The organism is Streptomyces sp. NPDC049687, from assembly GCF_044465285.1.
In the GTDB taxonomy this organism is placed as follows: Bacteria; Actinomycetota; Actinomycetes; order Streptomycetales; family Streptomycetaceae; genus Streptomyces.
Genome location: NZ_JBITLN010000014.1, coordinates 138,021 through 157,241 on the forward strand (window position 1 = coordinate 138,021; position 19,221 = coordinate 157,241).

Sequence of the window (19,221 nt, forward strand, 5' to 3'; positions counted from 1 at the left end):
TGTGCGGTACTGCTCCACTTCAAGAAAGTGACCGTAGCGCTGATTTCCTCTGGAGTTCACGGGGTCGCCCTCGGAAGTCTCGCGTGCCCGACGAGCTGTCACACCAGGAGTCAATTGAGGACTCGCACCGATGCACCCCGATTGTTGAGCCACGACTCGAGTGCACTCCCTGCCAGCATGTGACGTTCACCTGCTTCGTGAACCTGAGCCGATCCATAGACAGTACCGACGAGACCGTTCACGACAGTCCGCTCGTCCAGAATGACATCGAAGGAGGTTTCCTGCACCGACGCACTCGTCAAATCAGCACCCTCAAGGCGCACGTAGAGAAGAGAGGCGCCATGGAGACGTGCCGAGCGAAAGGAAGCCGAGCGTGCGTCGACATCGGCCAGGTCGGCGCTGCCGAGGTCCGCTTCGAACAGGAGAGCGCCCTGCATACTCGCCCCATCCAGTACAGCCTTCACAAGGGAAGCCCGACTGAGGTCAGCACGGTCGAGTACCGCGTGCTCCAGATGAGCGCGATACAGGTCAACACCTACCAGGACGGCATCGGTGAGACGACTCCCCGTGAATAGCCCCATGGCCAGGTCGGCGTTGGTGAGGTCGACGACCGAGGCATCAAGGCCCGACAGATCCAGCGTAGTGTCCGCCTGTCCGCTCCACGATTGCAGCTCGGCGGCGGCGTCAGGGTTGGATGGCATCACGCGCACGCTGCGGCGCACATCACGGATACCAGACAACTCGATCACTCCAACCGTGTTCTTCGACAATCGCCTTGACATCGTCGATCGCCGCTTGATTCGCGCTTCCAAGCCCGGCGCGCCGAGTGCAGAGCCCGGAACCACGAAGCGCACTCCCGGGGTGCGCGTACTTGTGATCAAGACGCCTGGTCACCAGCGGCCTGAGAGGTCTTCCAGATATTCGAGCGAAGGGCAGGTTCGGGGCTCGTCCTCCGCTAGCCGGCCAATACCGGCGGGAAGCTCCTGCCGACCAAGCCAATTCAGGACATGGGAGGCGGAGATGCCCAGTCGATAAGCCTCGCGCAGCAGCAGAATCCACGTCCGCCCGGCATCGAAAGCCTGCTCCCCCGCTGCAGTCCGTGGTTCAAAACCTGCCGCATTGTCCCCGCGCGCAGCCCACAGATAGCCCAGGACCTGCCCTCCGTCCTGAACGGTGTAGTACTGGACGGGTTGTTCCGTGGTCGCCGAATACTCCTGCTCCGAAGCCGGGAGCGGGGACCGAAGCCGTCGGGACCGGTCAAGCACCTCAAAGGTTCTCCACGCGTCGTCATACGCGGGTCCATCGATCCTGACGTCTTCAAAGCCGGTCTCGGTCGGAATGGCGTAGCGGTTCTCCTCGCCGGGCGTTGGGGAGCATCCGAAGAAATTTGAGATCTCCGCCAGGGCGTACTCAAGCCTTGGGGCGTTTTCCTCGTGCACGGAGAGCTGTTCGCGTCCACGCGTGTCCATCGTCAGCCATGCGTCGGAATAGGTCTCCAGCAACACCGTCAATAGGCTTCGCTCCCAGATGTCGACCTGGATGGTGAAGAGTTGTTCAGCCCGATGCCGAACCCCTCCTTCCGACCACTCGCCAGGGCAACGCATGCGGACTCTGACGACGAAGTCGCCCTGCAATTCATCGACGTGCTCCGAGGCACGGGCGAGGGCACTCCCTGGTACGAGCGGCACTCTTTCCAGGGGGAGACCAGACGCTTCGAAGCGAACGTCACGCATGTCATCACCGGAACGTACGCCGACACTGACCTCTGCAAGAGGAGTAGCCACACCCGCCGTGGCCAGGATGTTCCACACCGCCACTGCGTGGTCGATGGCACGCGATGGCTTGACCTCCTGGCGGGGGGTGATCTCCCAGAGCCAGTCGCCGATCGAGTTGGTGGTGATCACAACATGTCCTTGGGGTCGGTCTTGGCGCCAGGCGGAATCACAAGTGTGCCATCCTCCAAGCGCACGACAAATGTGATGCCTTGCCCCTTTCGGCCACGTCCGCCGTTGTGGATGTCCATGAGGGCGTCGTAGGAGCCGTTCGCCATCCAATCTGCGCGTGTTCCCCGGCCACCGTCCACCAGCATGACGCGGTGATCCGCTTCGGTCACCGCCAGCTGGAGGAGATACTTTCCCCTGGTGATCTCAGACACCTGATCAATGGGATTATTAAGGTGTTTCATTTGATAGGTGTAGACAGATCCCGATTCATCAGTGATACGGATGTCCGCGTCCGCACCTGCAGGAATTTTGTACTCGAATTCAATGTTCTGCGCCGGGACTCCGCTTCGGGCCAGATCTTCAGCAAAGATGATCTGGTCAACGCCAGGCTGAAACATAGCTTCCTTACGCGCGCCCAACGACGACACGACCTGACCGAAGCCGTCACTTCGACCGAAACGCCCTGACGCGATGATCTCAGCTACCTGCTGGCCGTTGGGGACTGTGGCCAGGCGTTCGAGCGCTCGGTCCAGCACATCGGGCTTGGGTCGTTTGTCGCCCGGAATCTGCTTGATGGCGTCACGGAGTTGCTGCTCCGTCTCGCCTCCTCGCACCATGGGCTCATGGCCCGGCGGCTGCTCCGGCAAGGCAACCCCACTGGTCGGCTCGTGACCGCCCGGTGGCATTGCTTCACCGTGCCCGCCCATGTCCGGCCCGGATCCCCCGTGGTCGCCGGCCGGAGTGGTCTCGTGTCCGGGCGGCGCATGATCACGGCCGGCCCCAGGACTGTCGGGGTGGCCGCCACCGGAAGCAGACGGCGGCTCGTGACTCGCGGACGCACCGTGCACTTGATCGGCACCGCCATGCGCGGGAACGAGTCCGGGCTGGTGGCCCGATGAAGACGCCCGCGACGCCGAGTTCAGGAGAGCTCGGTCACCGGCCGCAAGTTCCGTGGCAGCCTCGTCGGCGTGCTGGTGAAGGGTTCCGTCCGCGTTGAAGAGGTGGCCCTCGTCCGTCAGATAGACGATCTTGCCGGTGGCCTCGTCGACGAAAGGGATCGCGTTGTCCGGGATCTTGGGGGATCGGACGGCGTCGGTGTGTTCGAGTAGGTCGAGCGTGGTGCCGGAGTGGAGGTCCTTCAGCGTGCGGAAGGCGTCTCCGACCTTGCCGAAGGCGAAGGTGCCCGCCTTGCCGACGTACGTCATCGGGTCGATGGCCCGGCCGACCTTGCCCGCCATCGACAGGGCGCGGGCCCCCGCGGATGTCCGGCCCGCCGCGGACGCCGCCGCGCCCGCTCCTTCCGTGCCGCCGAGAGTGGTCAGCACGTTGAAGCCCACGGCCCCCGCCGCGCGGGACGGGTTGGTCTTCCAGGTGTCCCAGGCGACGAAACCCTTGACCGTCTGCTTGTAGGTCGTACGGGACTCCCGCAGCCAGGACGGGAGTTTGTCGTCCGGTACCAGCCACCAGGTGCCCATCGTGGCGCTCGTGAGCGCCGACGCCGTGGCGAGCTTGGCCAGGCCCTTCCAGGCCTCACCCGCCGCGTCCGAGCCGTCCGCGCCGAAGAGGGTGCCCACACCGTGGACGGTGGCCATGACGCCGTCGGTCCAGAAGCCGTCCCAGACCTGGCCGGCCTGGTGGGTCAGCCAGTCCCAGCCCTCGTACTCCCGCTCGGCCGGGGCACCCCACGGGGTCTCCGGCGCGTGGTCGAGGTCGTCGGCACGGTAGCCGTACATGTGCTCGCCGTGCGAGCCGTCGTCGACGGTGATCCTCGAACCGCCGACCAGAGCCGTGATCTTGTTGTGGCAGGCCCGTTCGGCGGCCTGGAAGGCGGCGACCGTGTGGTTGACGTCCCGCCACAGCTCGTTGTTGCGGTCGACCTTGTCCTGATCCTTGCGCCAGTCCTCGTCCCCGGACAGCGACTGCACGAACGCCGTCGCGTCCGCCTTGAGTGTCGCCAGCCTCTCCACCAGGGGCTGCACTTCGGCGCTGTAGTCAGACAGCGCCATGGCGGCCTTCTCCAGGTCGTCCGCGAACGCGTCCGCCTTCGCCTTCACCGGCTGGGTCGAGGAGAGCAGATCGACCGCGTCGGGGGTGCGGTAGACGGCGGACAGGCCCTGGAACGTGGTGTGCACCTCCGCGCCGGACGCCCGGAACTGGGCCGCGTTCGCGGTCAGCAGCATCACGTCGGTGTCCAGTGTGGACAGGTCCCCGATGAAGTGGGGTATGCCGGACGGGTCGATCAGGGTTGCCCCGTCGCTCACTTGCCCGCCCCCGGCAGGTCGGCCTTCGGCTCCTTGGCGGCCTCCCGTTGCGCGGTGGCCGCCATCGTCAGGTCACCCTCGACGTAGTACCCCGTGGCCTCCGCCGCGCCGTTCAGCGACCGGGACGCACGCTCGGCGATGTACACCAGATCACGGCTCCACTGATCGAGGAACTCCGCCAGAGCCGCGCCCACCAGCCCGGCCGTGCTGCTGTACGGCCCGTACTGGCTGGTGATCGTCCCCGCCGCCGAGGCCGCCTCCTCCAGGTTTCCCTGCATGGCCTGGCCCGTGTCCGACAGCGCCTTCGCCGCCGTGCCCGTGTTCTGCAGAACACCGCGCACACCGACCACGTCGATGTCCCAGCCCGTCACACCGCTCCCCCCGTTGCCCGCGACTCCCACGGAGAACTCGAACGTATTATCGCACCAGGGTTGCGGAAGTGATGGGACGTCAGACGGCCGCCGGTCGTTTTCCGACATCCGGCGGCCGTCCGCGTGGTCCCGTGTTCCGAGGTCAGAGAACGTGCTGGACGAACCTCTGCGCAGTCTCCGCCAGCACCTCGCGGCCGTCCCGGGCCCACAGCCCGTCGTTGAACAGTTCGACCTCGACGGAGCCGGTGTAGCCGGCCGCCTCCACGTACCCCAGCCACTCCCGCATGTCGATCGCACCGTCGCCGATCTGGCCACGGCCGTTGAGGACGCCCTCCGGCAACGGGGTGGTCCAGTCGGCCAGTTGGAAGGTGTGGATGCGACCGCCGACGCCCGCGCGAGCGATCTCGGCCGGGGCCCTGTCGTCCCACCAGATGTGGTACGTGTCGACCGTGACGCCGACCTGGTGCGCGGGGAAGCGTTCCGCGAGGTCGAGCGCCTGGGTGAGCGTGGAGACCACACACCGGTCGGAGGCGTACATGGGGTGCAGGGGCTCGATGGCCAGCTTCACCCCGTGCTCCTCGGCGTACGGGCCCAGCACCGCCAGCGCGTCGGCGATGCGCTCCCGCGCGCCGTGCAGGTCCTTCGAACCGGCCGGGAGGCCGCCCGAGACCAGGACCAGGACCTGCGTGCCGAGGGTCGCCGCCTCCTCGATCGCCCTGCGGTTGTCGGCCAGGGCCGCCGTGCGCTCCGTCGGGTCGATCGCGGTGAAAAAGCCTCCACGGCAGAGGGTGGTGACCGTCAGACCCGCGTCGCGGACCAGCTTGGCGGTCGCCTCCACGCCGTACGAGTGGACCGGTTCGCGCCAGAGGCCGACGCCCGGCACACCCAACTCCAGGCAGGCGTCGACCAGTTCGGGCATCGACAGCTGCTTCACCGTCATCTGGTTGATGGAGAAGCGGGAGAGGGCGCCGGTCACTGGGTCACTCCGTACAGGGCGAGCAGGGTCTTCATACGGTCCTCGGCCAGCTTCGGGTCCGGGAACAGGCCCAGGCCGTCGGCGAGTTCGTAGGCGCGGGCGAAGTGCGGGAGGGAGCGGGCCGACTGCAGGCCGCCGACCATCGTGAAGTGCGACTGGTGGCCGGCCAGCCAGGCCAGGAAGACCACACCCGTCTTGTAGAAGCGGGTGGGGGCCTGGAAGAGGTGGCGGGAGAGGCCGACCGTGGGGTCGAGCAGGGCGCGGAAACCCGCCGTGTCGCCCGTGTCCAGGACGCGGACCGCCTCCGCCGCCAGCGGGCCCAGCGGGTCGAAGATGCCGAGCAGGGCGTGGCTGAAGCCCTTCTCGTCGCCCGCGATCAGCTCGGGGTAGTTGAAGTCGTCGCCCGTGTAGCAGCGGACGCCCTGCGGCAGCCTGCGGCGGATGTCGATCTCGCGCCCGGCGTCCAGGAGCGAGACCTTGATGCCTTCCACCTTGTCGGGGTGGGCCGCGATGACCTCCAGGAACACCTCCGTCGCCGCGTCCAGGTCGGACGAGCCCCAGTAGCCCTCCAGCGCCGGGTCGAACATCGGGCCCAGCCAGTGCAGGACCACCGGCTCGGAGGCCTGGCGGAGGAGATGGCCGTAGACCTCCAGATAGTCCTCGGGGCCGGAGGCCGCCGCGGCCAGGGCGCGGGACGCCATGAGGATCGCCTGGGATCCGGCGGCCTCGACCAGCGCGAGCTGCTCCTCGTACGCCGTCCGGACCTCGGCCAGGGACGCCGGGCCGGTGAGCTGGTCGGTGCCCACGCCGCAGGCGATACGGCCGCCGACCGCCCTGGCCTCGGCGGCGCTGCGGCGGATCAGCTCGGCCGCGCCCGCCCAGTCCAGGCCCATGCCGCGCTGGGCGGTGTCCATCGCCTCCGCCACGCCGAGCCCGTGGGACCACAGGTGGCGGCGGAAGGCGAGGGTGGCGTCCCAGTCGACGGCGGCGGGCGAGTCGGGGGTGGTGTCCGCGAAGGGGTCGGCGACGACGTGCGCCGCCGAGAAGACCGTACGGGAGGTGAAGGGGGCACCGGTGGCCAGGGCCAGCGGTTCGGTGCGGGGCTCGTACGTGTGCAGAGCCCCGGTGGCGTCCGGGAGTTGGATGGTCACAGCGAGATCTCCGGGACGTCGAGGCGGCGGCCCTCGGCCGAGGACTTCAGGCCCAGCTCGGCGAGCTGGACGCCACGGGCGCCGGCGAGGAGGTCCCAGTGGTAGGGGGCGTCGGCGTAGACGTGCTTGAGGAACAGCTCCCACTGGGCCTTGAAGCCGTTGTCGAAGTCACCGTTGTCCGGCACCTCCTGCCACTGGTCGCGGAAGGCGTAGGTGGCCGGGATGTCGGGGTTCCAGACCGGCTTGGGGGTGAGCGAGCGGTGCTGGACGCGGCAGTTGCGCAGGCCCGCGACCGCCGAGCCCTCGGTGCCATCCACCTGGAACTCGACCAGTTCGTCGCGGTTGACGCGGACCGCCCAGGAGGAGTTGATCTGGGCGATGGCGCCGCCGTCGAGCTCGAAGATGCCGTAGGCGGCGTCGTCGGCGGTGGCGTCGTAGGGCTTGCCGTTCTCGTCCCAGCGCTGCGGGATGTGGGTGGTGGCGATGGCCTGGACGGACTTCACGCGGCCGAACAGCTCGTGCAGGACGTACTCCCAGTGCGGGAACATGTCGACGACGATGCCGCCGCCGTCCTCGGCGCGGTAGTTCCACGAGGGGCGCTGGGCCGTCTGCCAGTCGCCCTCGAAGACCCAGTAGCCGAACTCGCCGCGGACGGAGAGGATCCGGCCGAAGAAGCCGCCGTCGATGAGCCGCTTCAGCTTGAGCAGGCCGGGGAGGAAGAGCTTGTCCTGGACGACGCCGTGCTTGACGCCCTTGTCCTGGGCCAGGCGGGCCAGTTCGAGCGCGCCCTCCAGTCCGGTGGCCGTCGGCTTCTCCGTGTAGATGTGCTTGCCCGCCGCGATCGCCTTCTTGATCGCCTCCTCGCGGGCCGAGGTCACCTGGGCGTCGAAGTAGAGGTCCACGGTGGGGTCGGCGAGGACCTCGTCGACGTCCGTGGCCCAGTGTTCCAGTCCGTGCCGCTCCGCCAGCGCCTTCAGCGCGTGCTCGCGGCGGCCGACCAGGATCGGCTCCGGCCACAGCGCGGTGCCGTCGCCGAGGTCCAGGCCGCCCTGCTCACGGATCGCGAGGATGGAGCGGACCAGGTGCTGGCGGTAGCCCATGCGCCCGGTCACACCGTTCATGGCGATACGCACCGTCTTGCGTGTCACGTCGATCCCTTCGTAGGCGTCGTACGCAGCATGCCTGCGCGCTTCGTACGCGGTTGTGCGCGCCGCGTACGCCTCTTCCTGATCAGCGTTACAGCAAGCGCTTTCTATCCAAGAAGAAGCTAGCCTCTGACCAGCGGTCCGGACAAGACCGTGTCCATCCCGAGTTGTTCGAGGGGGCGAACAAAGGGGTGCTGTGGCCTTAGGGTCTGGTCGACACGCTCGGAGCGGCCCGCTCGACGCGCTCGGAACCGTGGCCGCGGCCGACCTGTCTACGTGGACATATGAGGACGTACGACGAGATGCGCGACCGGAGGACGACGAGATGACGGTGACCCTGGCGGACGTGGCGGCCCGCGCGCAGGTCTCGCCCGCGACGGTGTCGCGCGTGCTGAACGGGAACTATCCCGTCGCCGCTTCCACCCGTGAGCGGGTGCTGCGGGCGGTGGACGAGCTGGACTACGTACTGAACGGACCCGCCAGTGCCCTGGCGGCGGCGACCTCCGACCTGGTGGGCATCCTGGTCAACGACATCGCCGACCCCTTCTTCGGGATCATGGCGAGCGCGATCCAGTCGGAGATCGGGGGGCCCGGCGGGCGGGCCGGGGGTGAGCGGCTGGCGGTGGTCTGCAACACCGGGGGCTCGCCCGAGCGCGAGCTGACGTACCTGACGCTCCTGCAGCGGCAGCGGGCCGCGGCCGTGGTGCTGACCGGCGGGGCGATGGAGAACGAGCCGCACGCGGCGGCGGTGGCGGCGAAGCTGCGCAAGCTGGGCGAGGCGGGGACGCGGATCGTGCTGTGCGGACGGCCGCCGGCGCCGGACACCTCGGCGATCGCGCTGACCTTCGACAACCGCGGCGGCGGGCGGGAGCTCACCGAGCACCTCATCGGGCTCGGGCATCGGCGGCTCGGCTACATCGCGGGCCCCGAGGAGCGGACGACGACCCGGCACCGGCTGGAGGGGCACCGGGAGGCGCTGGCCGCGGCGGGCATCGAGGAGGATCCCCGCTGGACCGTGCACGGCCGTTACGACCGGCGGGCCGGCTACGAGGCGACGCTCGAGCTGCTCCGCAGGGACCCGACCTTGACCGCGGTGGTCGCCGCGAACGACTCCGTCGCGGTCGGCGCGTGCGCGGCGCTGCGGGAATCCGGGCTGCGAATCCCTGAGGACGTGTCGGTGGCGGGCTTCGACGACCTTCCGTTCAGCATCGACGCGGTGCCTTCCCTGACGACGGTGAGGCTGCCGTTGGCGGAGGCGGGGGCGCGGGCGGGGCGCATCGCGATGGGGCGGGAGGAGCCGCCGCCGGGGGGGATCGCCACGGTGCGGGGGGAGCTGATGGTGCGGGGGTCCTCCGGGGTGCCGCGGACTTAGGGCCTGTCCGGCGGATCAAGTCGCAGGAAACCGACGCCGACTCATCGGCGCAGGTGAGCGGGGCTTGGTGCGTCCAGCTGCAAGGCGGAGGAGGGCGTCGACGCGGAGCGTCGGCAACCGACGACAACGCCGCAGATGGGCGTGCCAAGCCCCGCGTCTGTGCAAGCCCGTGGGGTCACGCACCCGGAAGTCGACCCTCAGCCAGGGACCGACGACGGCGCCGGTTCGTCCGACTCCGGTGACCCAGCCGAGCCCGGCGGCCCGCTCGCTGTCGCGACAGACGGTGTCGGTGGCCGCGTAGACCATGACCTGCGCGCTGAACAGCCACACACCAGTGACGGCGACCACTACATACGTGACGCCGAGTGGCAGGTGGGACTTGAGCAGGCACGGCGATCACGGCCGGCAGCACGCCTGCCCAGAAGATCCAGCGCCAGCCCGCGGCCGGGGCCGGAGTCAGCCCGAGCCCCGTCGCCGCCATACCGCCGGCCTGGTACGAGGTCATGAGCAGGCCCGTGGTGAGGGCGGCTCCGCGCGGTGGTGCGAACTCCATGGCCATGGCCAGGCACAGCGGCATGAGCCCGCCCAGCCCGAGGCCGGCGATGAACCGGCCGCACTCGAACAGTCCGGCCCACTCCCGCCGTGGCGCAGAACACCGAGCCGATGGAGAACAGCGTCACGCTGGAGACGAGCGTCAGCCGTCGGCCCAACCGGTCGGTGAGGTTTCCGGCCGTGAGCGCCCCACGAGCATGCCGAACATGGTCCAACTGCCTGGTGCCCGCACTCGCCCGGGTCGGGCCGAGTCCCGCGTCGTCGAACATGTGGGGCATCACGGCGCCGTAGAAGTTGACGTCCATGCCGTCGATGTACGAGGGAGCCGACGCGGCGGACGTGGGGGAAGGAGCATCTGCGTCCTAGGAGATGTGGGGGCCTCAAAGCGCGAGCCTGTCGACAAGTCGGTTCGCCTGGTGAAATATGGTTCACTCCAAGGCGAGCATGAGTCTCGGACGACGGTCGGCCGGTGTCAATGGGAACGGCCGGCATTCCGTCTCGGTCACCCGACTTGCATCCCGTGCGTGGACCGTCTGCCCGGCAGCCGGTCCTTTGAGGAGCCATCGATGAGCAGTAGCGAGTTCCCTGAGGTCAGGACGGCGGCGGGCGCGCTGCGCGGCCGCCGCGAGGGTGGCCTGGAGGTCTTCCGGGGCATCCCGTTCGCCCAGCCCCCGGTGGGCGCGGCGCGTTTCGAGGCGCCGGGACCGGTGGACCGCTGGGACGGGGTGCGGGAGGCGTTCGCGTTCGGACCGCCGCCCCCGCAGGAGCCGATGGGCCCCGAGGCGGAACTCCCCGCCGGCCTTCCGGCCGGTGACGACTGGCTCACGGTCAACGTCTGGACGCCGGAGACGGACCCGGCCGCACGACGGCCGGTGATGGTGTGGATCTACGGAGGCGCCTACAAGTTCGGCTCCGCCGACGACCCGGCCTACGACGGCAGTCGTCTCTCCCGCGACGGTGACCTGATCGTGGTCACCTTCAACTACCGAGTCGGGATCGAGGGATTCGCCCTGATCGACGGCGCACCCGCGAACCGCGGACTGCTCGACCAGGTCGCCGCCCTGGAGTGGGTGCGCGAGAACATCAGCGCCTTCGGCGGCGATCCCGACCAGGTCACCGTCTTCGGCGAGTCCGCGGGCGCCGGGTCCATCGCCGCGTTGATGGCCATGCCGCGAGCCCGGGGTCTGTTCCGGCGGGCCATCGCCCAGAGTGTGCCGGGTACGTTCTTCTCCGCCGCGCTGGCCGGTGACATCGCTAAAGCCCTGGCCGGCGGGCTGGGGCTGCGCCCGACGGTCGCAGATCTGTCCGGTGTGGACCCGCGCAAGCTGCCCGAGGCAGGAGCCGCACTGACCGCCGGGATGCGCGGGTACGTCGACCGCTGGGGCCCGGTCGCTCTGACCCCGACCCCCTTCTCGCCCGTCGTCGACGGCGATGTCCTGCCCACCACCCCGTGGCAGGCCCTCGCGAGCGGCGCCGCGCGGGACGTGGAGCTGATCGCCGGGCACAACCGGGACGAGTACCGGCTCTTCCTCATGCTCGGGGGGCTGCTCGGACGGGTGGACGAGTCCCTGGCCTCGATGGCGCTGGACCTGTTCGGACCCGCCCCCGACGGCGAACAGACCTACCGTGCCGCGTTCCCGGACGCCTCGGCGGAGTACCTGTTCGAACTGGTGCAGTCCGACTGGCTGTTCCGCATGCCCTCCCTTCACCTTGCGGAGGCGCAGGTGGCGGGCGGCGGCCGGGCGCACATGTACGAGCTGACCTGGGCCGCACCCGCCAACGGCGGCGTTCTGGGCGCCTGCCACGGACTCGACGTACCCCTGACCTTCGGTGTGTACGGCGGCCTCGGCGCCATGCTGACCGGACCCGCGCCCTCGCCCGAGACCGAGGCGCTCTCCGCCCGTTTCCGCTCCGCCTGGACCGCCTTCGCCACCACGGGTGACCCGGGCTGGCCCGCGTACGACACCGAGCGCCGCCTCGTCCAACTCCTCGACACCGAACCGACGGTCACCAGGTATCCGGAAGAGGCCGCCCGCCGCATCTGGGAACACCGCGTCTTCGCCCCGCTGCCTCTGACGGAGGCGTAGCCCGGCCACGTCGGGGTTGTCTCCCTCCACGGCCGGCCAGGTGATGACCGGCCGGCCATGGCGACCCTGGCCCGCTGTCGCCCCTCGTCGCGAACCGGATGTTCAGGGTCTCGGTCGCGTGTCCGCCGATGCCGTACGCCGGAAGGCCAAGCCTCCGTAACCGCTGCCGTACCGCCTCTTGACCTCGGTGCGGGAGGGGGCCTAGCGTCCGGCCTGTCGTGTTCGGCACACGAAACTTTGTGCGCTTGGCGCACGCATTGCTCCCTCAGGAGGGGCCCCATGCAAAGGCGCGTTTTTGGGCTTGCCGTCACGTTGGCGACGGTCGTGGCCGCGGCCGGATGTGGATCCTCGTCGTCCGGAGCCGGTGACTCGGCCTCCTCCGGCGGCGGGACCACGCAGGTCAAGGTCGGCGTCATCCCCATCGTGGATGTCGCCCCGCTCTACCTGGGGCAGAAGAAGGGCTTCTTCACCAAGCGCGGCATCGATCTGAAGATGGAGACCGCGCAGGGCGGTGCGGCCATCGTTCCCGGTGTGGTGAGCGGTCAGTTCCAGTTCGGGTTCAGCAACGTCACCTCCTTGATGATCGCTCAGACCAAGGGCGTGCCGATCAAGTCCGTGGTCAACGGAGCGGCCACCAACGGCAAGGTCGGGGCCGATGTCACCGGAGTCGCCGTCAAGAAGGACAGCTCGATCAAGTCCGCCAAGGACCTCGTCGGCAAGAAGGTGGCCGTCAACACCCTGCAGAACATCGGGGACACCACCGTCCGCGAGTCGGTGCGCCAGGCCGGTGGCGACCCCTCCAAGGTCAAGTTCGTCGAGATGCCGTTCGACCAGATGCCGGCCGCACTGGACGGCGGACAGGTGGACGCCGCCTGGATGGGCGAGCCCGCGCTGACCATCGCCAAGGGCCAGGGCGCTCGTGTCGTCGCCTCACCGTTCGCCGAGACCGATCCGAAGCTCACCGTGGCGACGTACTTCACCTCCACGAATCTCCTGCAGCAGAAGCCCGACCTGGTGAAGAAGTTCACCGCGGCCATGACCGAGTCGCTGGAATACGCCTCCCAACACCCGGACGAGGCACGTCAGATGCTCACCGGCTACACCAAGATCAGTGGTGCGGTGATGGAGAAGCTCACCCTGCCCACCTGGCCGACGGAGATCGACATGGCCTCGCTGCAGAAGCTGGCCTCGCTCGGCGAGGAGGACGGCATCTTCGGCGACAAGAAGCCGGACCTGAACGCGCTGTTCTCATGACGCCGTCGGCAACCGCGTCCGTGACGACGAAGACCGCCGGGACCGACACCGGTCCCGGCGGTGCCCGAAACCCGCGCCGCCTGGGCGGCGCCGCCGCTCCCCTGCGCGGTCTGGCCGGTCTGGCCGGCCTGGTGGTGGTCCTTGAAGTGCTGCCGCACAGCGGCCTGGTCTCCGGCGACTACCTCCCGCCCGCTTCGGAGATGGCCAGGGCCCTCTGGCATCTGCTCGCCGAGGACGCTTTCTGGACCGCCCTCGGTGACACCCTGACCGGATGGAGTCTGGGCCTGGCCATCGCCGTAGCGGCGGGGCTGGTGGCCGGAATCGTGATCGGTTCCGTGCCCGTCCTGCGGGCGGTGACCGCCTCCACGATCGAGTTCCTGCGTCCGATCCCGTCCGTGGCGCTGATCCCGGTGGCAGTGCTGCTCTACGGCACCGATCTGAGGTCGGTGCTCCTGCTGGTGGTCTACGCATCGTTCTGGCAGGTGCTCGTCCAGGTGCTGGCCGGGACGCAGGACGTCGACCCGGTCGCCGAGGACACCGCCCGCAGCTACCGGCTGGGCGGCTGGGGGCGGGTGCGGTACGTGATGTGGCCCACCGCGCTGCCGTACGTCATGACGGGTGTGCGGCTGGCCGCCACCGTCGCGCTGGTGCTCACCATCACCGCCGAACTCGTCATCGGAGCCCCGGGCCTGGGCCACGAGATCGCCATCGCACAGACCTCCGGGGCCGTGCCGCAGGTATACGCCCTGGTCCTGGTCACCGGGCTGCTGGGGGTCGCCGTCAACCTGATGGCGCGGGCCGTCGAGCGTCGGGCGCTGCACTGGCACCCGTCCGTGCGCAGGGAGGGGTGACAGGATGTTCCGGACGACCGTCCTCAACGCGGGAAGGCGGGTCTCGCTGGCGCTGGGACTGCCCGCGGTCCTGTTCGGCGTGTGGTGGTTCGCCACCGCCGGCAGCACCGACTTCTACGTTCCGCCGCTGTCCGCCATCCTGCAGAAGTTCGGGGAGGTCTGGACGGGCGCGCGGCTGGAGTCGGATGTCCTGCCCAGTCTGCTCCGGCTCGGCGCGGGCTACCTCCTGGCCGTCGTCATCGGGGTCGGACTGGGTCTCCTGGTCGGTCTGAGCCGCGTCGTACGGGATGTCCTGGAACCGGTCCTGGAGCTGTTCCGGGCCGTCCCCCCACCCGTGCTGGTACCGGTGATCATGTTGTTCGCGGGCATCGGCGACACCATGAAGATCATCGTCATCGTCAGCGGCTGCCTGTGGCCGATCCTGCTGAACACGGTCGAGGGCGTCCGTGCCGTGGACGAGGTGCTCAGCGACACCTGCCGCTCGTACGGCATCGACGGCCCCTCCCGCCTGTGGCATCTGGTGCTGCGCTCGGCGAGCCCGCAGATCGTCACGGGCATGCGGCAGTCGCTGTCGATCGGGATCATCCTCATGGTCATCAGCGAGATGTTCGCCGCCAGCAACGGCCTGGGCTTCACGATCGTGCAGTTCCAGCGGTCGTTCGCCATTCCCGAGATGTGGAGCGGGGTGCTGCTGCTCGGCCTGCTCGGGTTCGTTCTGTCACTGCTCTTCCGCCTCGCCGAGAACCGGGCCCTGGCCTGGTACCACGGCCTGCGCCGCGCCCAGCGCACCCCCTGACAAGGAGACGTCGATGCTCGACGTACGCAACCTGCAGAAGACCTACACCGGACGCAACCGCAACGTCGAAGCACTGCGGAACCTGACGTTTCACATCGATGCCGGCGAACTGGTGTGCCTCGTCGGCCCGTCCGGCTGCGGCAAGACGACCCTGCTGAAGTGCATGGCCGGCCTGCTTCCCCCCACCGGCGGCGAAGTGACGCTGGACGGCCGGCCGGTCAGCGGGCCCCCTCCGGGCATGGCGGTCGTCTTCCAGGAGTACGGCCGCTCGCTGTTCGCCTGGATGAACGTGCGCGACAACGTCGCCCTTCCGCTGCGCCGCAAGAAGCTCGGCAAGGCCCGTGAGCGGGAACTCGTCGAACACGCCCTGGAGGTGGTCGGCCTGGCCGACGCCCACCACGCCCACCCCTGGCAGCTCTCCGGCGGCATGCAGCAGCGCGTCGCCATAGCCCGCGCGGTCGCGTTCGAGCCGAAGGTCCTGCTCATGGACGAACCCTTCGCGGCCGTCGACGCCCAGACCCGCGCCGAACTGGAGGACCTCATCCGGCGGTTGTGGCACGAACTCGGGGTCACCGTACTGTTCGTCACCCACGACATCGACGAAGCCGTCTACCTCGGCCAGCGCACCATCGTCCTGTCCGCGTCACCGACGGTGGTGCAGGAGGACCTGACCATCGATCTCCCCGACGAACGCGACCAGTTGCACACCCGCTCCAGCACCCGCTTCGCGGAACTGCGCTCGCACGTATACGAGCAGATCCAGCGCGCCAAACACCACAACGGCGACACCGAACGGACGGGGACGGCCGACCCGAGTGATGACCTCGCCCTGCAGAACTCGGAGCCCTAGGGGGCGTTTCGAAAGTCCCGCACAGCACCCACGGCACCGGGCCGTGAGAACCGACTGCGGGGGGTGCCTTGCGCCCGGCGGCTCTTCGCGGCCCGGCCGTCTGCCCCGCCCGACCACTCTCCCGTTATCCGAGCCCGAAGCTGCGGCAACGCTCGCGTGGTCTCCTCGCCCCGGCACCGCCGAGCGGATCTCCGCACCCGCCAGGCATCATTCACTGGAGTGACGAGACAGCCGCTGCGGAGAGCCCATGACATCGACCCACGCCGTGCCGCCCGCCTACCCCGTGACGGTGCCCGCGCCGCCGGAGGAGGCGGTCGCACCCCTCATGCGCGGCATCGCCGTGCTGCGCGGGCTCACCGACGTCGGAGGGGCGGCCAGCCTGAGCGATCTGGGACGGGCCACCGGGCTGGCACGCGCCACCGTCGACCGGGTCGCCGGAACGCTCGCGCACATGGGGTATCTACGCCTGGAGGGCAGTAGCGCCGTCCTCGAGCCCCGCCTGATGGAGTTGGGCAACGCGTATCTGGGCGCTCTGCGTCTGCCCGATCTGCTGGGCGGACACGCCGACGGACTCGCCGACGAACTCGACGAGTCGGTGTCCCTCGCGGTGGCGGACGGTGACGGCATCCGCTTCATCCACCAGGCGATCCGCCGCCGTACCTTGTCGCTGAGCTTCCGTATCGGCGATCTGCTGCCTGCCGAACGCACCGCCCCCGGGCCGCTGTTGGCAACCGAGTGGCGTGCGCAGGACTGGACACGGTGGCGAGAGCGGCAGGTCCTCGACCCTGAAGACCTCGGTTTCCCGGCGATCCCGCCTCGGTCGCACGGCGCCGTCGCCGAGGACTTCGAAACACGGGTCGAACGTGCGCGTATGCACGGCTGGGCCCTGGACGACCAGCTGATCGAGACGGGCCTCGTGGCGGTGTCCGTTCCGGTGCGCGCCCCGGACGGCCGTATCGCCTGTGTGGCGAGTGCCGTGAGTCACACCAGCAGACACAGCGCCGACTCGTTGCGCGACTCCCTTCTGCCCAGACTGCGTGCGGCGGTGGCCGCCATGGAACGGGAGCTCGCCGAGGCCGGCGCCCCACCGTCCGAAAGCCGGAGCGCGCCCTCGGGCCGCGCCGCCTGGACCAGAGAATCCAAGCAAGAACTGGGCGGGGAGTTCATCGCGTCATTGGCCCGCGGCCTGACCGTGATCACCGCATTCGGCGAGGGGCGTGCGGAGCTGACGCTCTCCGAGGTCGCCGAGCGCACCGGCCTGCCGCGTGCCACGGCTCGCCGGGCCCTGATAACGCTGGAGCATCTTGGTCATGTCACGTTGGACGGCCGGGTCTTCCGGCTCACTCCACGGGTTCTCGCCCTCGGTTTCCCGCCCCTGTCCAGGACAACGCTGGCCCGAATCGCCCATCCCCACCTCACCGCTCTCACCCGGAGGGTGCAGGAGTCGACGTCCCTGGCGGTGCTCACGGGGGATGACGTCCAGTGTGCGGTCTCCGTCGCCGCGGGGCGCATCATGGACGCCGACATCGTCGTGGGCTCACGCATGCCCGCCTACGCGACCTCCACGGGACGGGTCCTGCTGGCGGGTCTGCCGGCCGAGGAGTACTCCAGCCGGCTGGCCCACCTGCGGATGGGGGCGTTGACCCCCCGTACCGTCACACGGCCCGCCGATCTCAGGACGATCCTGGATCAGGTGCGCGAGGAGGACTACGCCCTGGTCGACGGGGAGCTCGAAGCGGGCCTCCGCTCGATTGCCGTACCAGTGCGTGACCGCGAGGGCAGCCTCGTCGCGGCGATCAACGTCACCATGCACAGCAGCCGCCGCTCGGCCGCGGAGTGCGTCAGTGCCGTCTTGCCGGAACTGCGTGCCACGGCTGTCCGGACGGAGACGGATCTGCACCTGGCCGGACGGTTCGTTCGAGTTCCGCCTCTTTGAACGGCGCACCAAGAACCGCCGAACTCTCACAGAACACCCACTAGAGCTCCGGTTCCCGGACACCCGCCAGGTGCCGGGGTGACCGTCCCCGGGGGCTTGCGGCTCCCCGCCCCCGCTCCGGTCCTGAACGGGCCTCGTCATCGAACGCCAGCAGGCTGAATCTCACCGGTCGGCGTCGAGAGGTAGCCCGATCACCCCTACCCGAGTGACAGTAGTGACCATGAAGCTCGCCTTCTCGACTCTAGGTGTCCCCGGGCTGCCGCTCCCCGAGGTGCTGCGGCTCGCGTCCGTGCACGGCTACCACGGTGTGGAGCTGCGTGCCCATCCGGAGGAGCCGGTCCATCCCGGCCTGGGCGCCGCCGAACGGGCCGAGGCCGCCGCCGAGTTCAAGGCGGCGGGGGTCGAGGTCCTGGGCGTCGCGGGGTACGCGCGCGTGGCCGCCCCCGGGGACGACGCACCCGTGATCGAGGAGATCCGGGGGCTCGTCGGTCTCGCCCGTGACCTCGGGGCGCCGTTCGTCCGGGTCTTCCCCGGCGGGGCCGACGGCCAGTCCTCCGCCGAGGCCGACGCCGTCGCCGCCCGCAGGCTCGGCACCGCCGCCGAGTACGCCGCCGACCTCGGCGTACGCATCCTGCTGGAGACCCACGACTCGCATCGCACCGGCGCCGACGCCATCCGCGTCCTCGGCCTGGTCGGCCATCGTCAGGTGGGCGCCCTGTGGGACGTGATGCACACCTGGCTGGGCGGCGAGCAGCCGCAGGAGACGTACGCGACGCTCTCGCCGTATCTCGGATATGTGCAGGTCAAGGACATCGCCTCGGCGGAGGACACCACCCCTCTGGCGCTGGGCGCCGGGGTGCTGCCGCTCGCGGACTGCGTGGAGGTGCTGGCGCGGCACGGCTGGGACGGGTGGCTGTGCTGGGAGTACGAGAAGCGGTGGTACCCGGACGCCGCGCCGCTGGAGGACCTGCTGGACCGTGGGCGGGAGCATCTCGGCCGGTTGCTCAACGACTCGGCCTAGTGCCCTCGGCCGGCGGGCGGACCGTGAACCTCGTGTCCGGGTTCAGGCACCACTCCAGTACGGAGGGCCAGGAGCCGTAGCCGGCGTCCAGGTCGAGGTGGGCGGCGCCGGGGAGCAGTTCGGCGGTGAGCCCCAGCGGGTCGCCGTAGGCCGCCTGGGCGCCCTCCGGGAGGTACGGGTCGTCGTCACCGGCGAGGAGACGGGTGGGAGTGGGGAGGGCGAGCCCGTCGAGCGGCGGGGGCACGAACTCGGCGACCTCCGGGTGCGCTCCGAGTACGGAGGCGGAGGGCGGGGCCACCAGCAGCACCCGGTCGGTCGCCGCCACCCCCGGCAGCTCACGGGCGACGGCGTGCAGCCAGAGGACGGCGGAGAGGCTGTGAGCGACGACGACCCGCTCCCCGTCGGTGCCGAGGCCGTCGAGGTGGGCCTCCAGTTCGCTCAGCCAGGTCTCCAGGGACGGGTCGTCCGGGTCGGGCATCTGGGGGTAGGTGACGGGATGGCCGAGGGCGGTGAGGCGGTCGGCGAGCCAGTGCTGCCAGTGGGCCTCGGGACGGTGGTTCTGCCAGCCGTGGAGGATGAGGAAGGAGGGGGAGGCCATGGGGGCGGGTGAGGTGGACATGGCGGGATGATCTCCGAACGTCTATCACCAGGTCCA

17 protein-coding genes are annotated in these 19,221 nt (G+C 69.5%); 8 read left to right on the top strand and 9 right to left on the bottom strand.

The annotated features are described in order from the left end of the window. Positions 1 to 110 precede the first annotated feature (110 nt). From ACIBVL_RS34520 to ACIBVL_RS34550, 7 genes are all read right to left on the bottom strand, one after another. A complete protein-coding gene (locus tag ACIBVL_RS34520) occupies positions 111 to 770 on the bottom strand; it encodes a pentapeptide repeat-containing protein (RefSeq protein WP_399103587.1) in 660 nt (219 codons plus the stop codon). A gap of 120 nt (positions 771 to 890) precedes the next feature. Continuing rightward, positions 891 to 1,904: a hypothetical protein gene (locus tag ACIBVL_RS34525; RefSeq protein WP_399103589.1), complete on the bottom strand. Its 1,014-nt coding sequence runs from the start codon at positions 1,902 to 1,904 to the stop codon at positions 891 to 893. Then, positions 1,901 to 4,123: a hypothetical protein gene (locus ACIBVL_RS34530; RefSeq protein WP_399103723.1), complete on the bottom strand. Its 2,223-nt coding sequence runs from the start codon at positions 4,121 to 4,123 to the stop codon at positions 1,901 to 1,903. The genes ACIBVL_RS34525 and ACIBVL_RS34530 overlap by 4 nt, the downstream gene beginning before the upstream one ends. A 77-nt stretch (positions 4,124 to 4,200) precedes the next feature. Continuing rightward, entirely contained in the window at positions 4,201 to 4,575 is a 375-nt protein-coding gene (locus ACIBVL_RS34535; RefSeq protein WP_399103591.1) for a DUF6507 family protein, read from the bottom strand. A gap of 142 nt (positions 4,576 to 4,717) precedes the next feature. Continuing rightward, on the bottom strand, positions 4,718 to 5,515 hold the full coding sequence (locus ACIBVL_RS34540) for a sugar phosphate isomerase/epimerase family protein (protein ID WP_399103725.1): 798 nt from the start codon (positions 5,513 to 5,515) through the stop codon (positions 4,718 to 4,720). 32 nt (positions 5,516 to 5,547) lie between these two features. Beyond that, positions 5,548 to 6,702 carry a dihydrodipicolinate synthase family protein gene (locus ACIBVL_RS34545; protein WP_399103593.1) on the bottom strand — a complete coding sequence of 385 codons (1,155 nt, stop codon included), beginning with the start codon at positions 6,700 to 6,702 and terminating at the stop codon, positions 5,548 to 5,550. Beyond that, positions 6,699 to 7,850 carry a Gfo/Idh/MocA family protein gene (locus ACIBVL_RS34550; RefSeq protein WP_399103595.1) on the bottom strand — a complete coding sequence of 384 codons (1,152 nt, stop codon included), beginning with the start codon at positions 7,848 to 7,850 and terminating at the stop codon, positions 6,699 to 6,701. The genes ACIBVL_RS34545 and ACIBVL_RS34550 overlap by 4 nt, the downstream gene beginning before the upstream one ends. A gap of 322 nt (positions 7,851 to 8,172) precedes the next feature. Between ACIBVL_RS34550 and ACIBVL_RS34555 the strand changes: the two genes are divergently transcribed. Then, on the top strand, positions 8,173 to 9,219 hold the full coding sequence (locus ACIBVL_RS34555) for a LacI family DNA-binding transcriptional regulator (protein WP_399103596.1): 1,047 nt from the start codon (positions 8,173 to 8,175) through the stop codon (positions 9,217 to 9,219). 175 nt (positions 9,220 to 9,394) lie between these two features. Here the strand turns inward: ACIBVL_RS34555 and ACIBVL_RS34560 are convergent, their stop codons facing one another. Beyond that, a complete protein-coding gene (locus ACIBVL_RS34560) occupies positions 9,395 to 9,796 on the bottom strand; it encodes a hypothetical protein (RefSeq protein ID WP_399103598.1) in 402 nt (133 codons plus the stop codon). 541 nt (positions 9,797 to 10,337) lie between these two features. Here ACIBVL_RS34560 and ACIBVL_RS34565 point away from each other — a divergent pair. The 7 genes from ACIBVL_RS34565 (at position 10,338) to ACIBVL_RS34595 (ending at position 18,566) form a co-directional block, all read left to right on the top strand. Continuing rightward, positions 10,338 to 11,858 carry a carboxylesterase/lipase family protein gene (locus tag ACIBVL_RS34565; protein WP_399103600.1) on the top strand — a complete coding sequence of 507 codons (1,521 nt, stop codon included), beginning with the start codon at positions 10,338 to 10,340 and terminating at the stop codon, positions 11,856 to 11,858. A gap of 279 nt (positions 11,859 to 12,137) precedes the next feature. After that, entirely contained in the window at positions 12,138 to 13,112 is a 975-nt protein-coding gene (locus ACIBVL_RS34570; protein WP_399103602.1) for an ABC transporter substrate-binding protein, read from the top strand. A gap of 80 nt (positions 13,113 to 13,192) precedes the next feature. Continuing rightward, entirely contained in the window at positions 13,193 to 13,963 is a 771-nt protein-coding gene (locus ACIBVL_RS34575) for an ABC transporter permease (protein ID WP_399103727.1), read from the top strand. Between the two features lie 4 nt (positions 13,964 to 13,967). After that, positions 13,968 to 14,759 (top strand): ABC transporter permease, encoded by a 792-nt coding sequence (locus tag ACIBVL_RS34580; protein WP_399103604.1) that lies wholly within the window; start codon positions 13,968 to 13,970, stop codon positions 14,757 to 14,759. A 13-nt stretch (positions 14,760 to 14,772) separates the two neighbouring features. Next, positions 14,773 to 15,609 carry an ABC transporter ATP-binding protein gene (locus ACIBVL_RS34585; protein ID WP_399103606.1) on the top strand — a complete coding sequence of 279 codons (837 nt, stop codon included), beginning with the start codon at positions 14,773 to 14,775 and terminating at the stop codon, positions 15,607 to 15,609. Positions 15,610 to 15,856: 247 nt separating this feature from the next. Continuing rightward, on the top strand, positions 15,857 to 17,545 hold the full coding sequence (locus ACIBVL_RS34590; RefSeq protein WP_399103608.1) for an IclR family transcriptional regulator C-terminal domain-containing protein: 1,689 nt from the start codon (positions 15,857 to 15,859) through the stop codon (positions 17,543 to 17,545). Positions 17,546 to 17,765: 220 nt separating this feature from the next. Further along, positions 17,766 to 18,566 carry a sugar phosphate isomerase/epimerase family protein gene (locus tag ACIBVL_RS34595; protein WP_399103610.1) on the top strand — a complete coding sequence of 267 codons (801 nt, stop codon included), beginning with the start codon at positions 17,766 to 17,768 and terminating at the stop codon, positions 18,564 to 18,566. On the opposite strand, the gene ACIBVL_RS34600 is transcribed toward ACIBVL_RS34595, so the two are convergent. After that, entirely contained in the window at positions 18,550 to 19,185 is a 636-nt protein-coding gene (locus tag ACIBVL_RS34600) for an RBBP9/YdeN family alpha/beta hydrolase (protein WP_399103612.1), read from the bottom strand. The genes ACIBVL_RS34595 and ACIBVL_RS34600 overlap by 17 nt on opposite strands. Between the last annotated feature and the right edge of the window lie 36 nt (positions 19,186 to 19,221).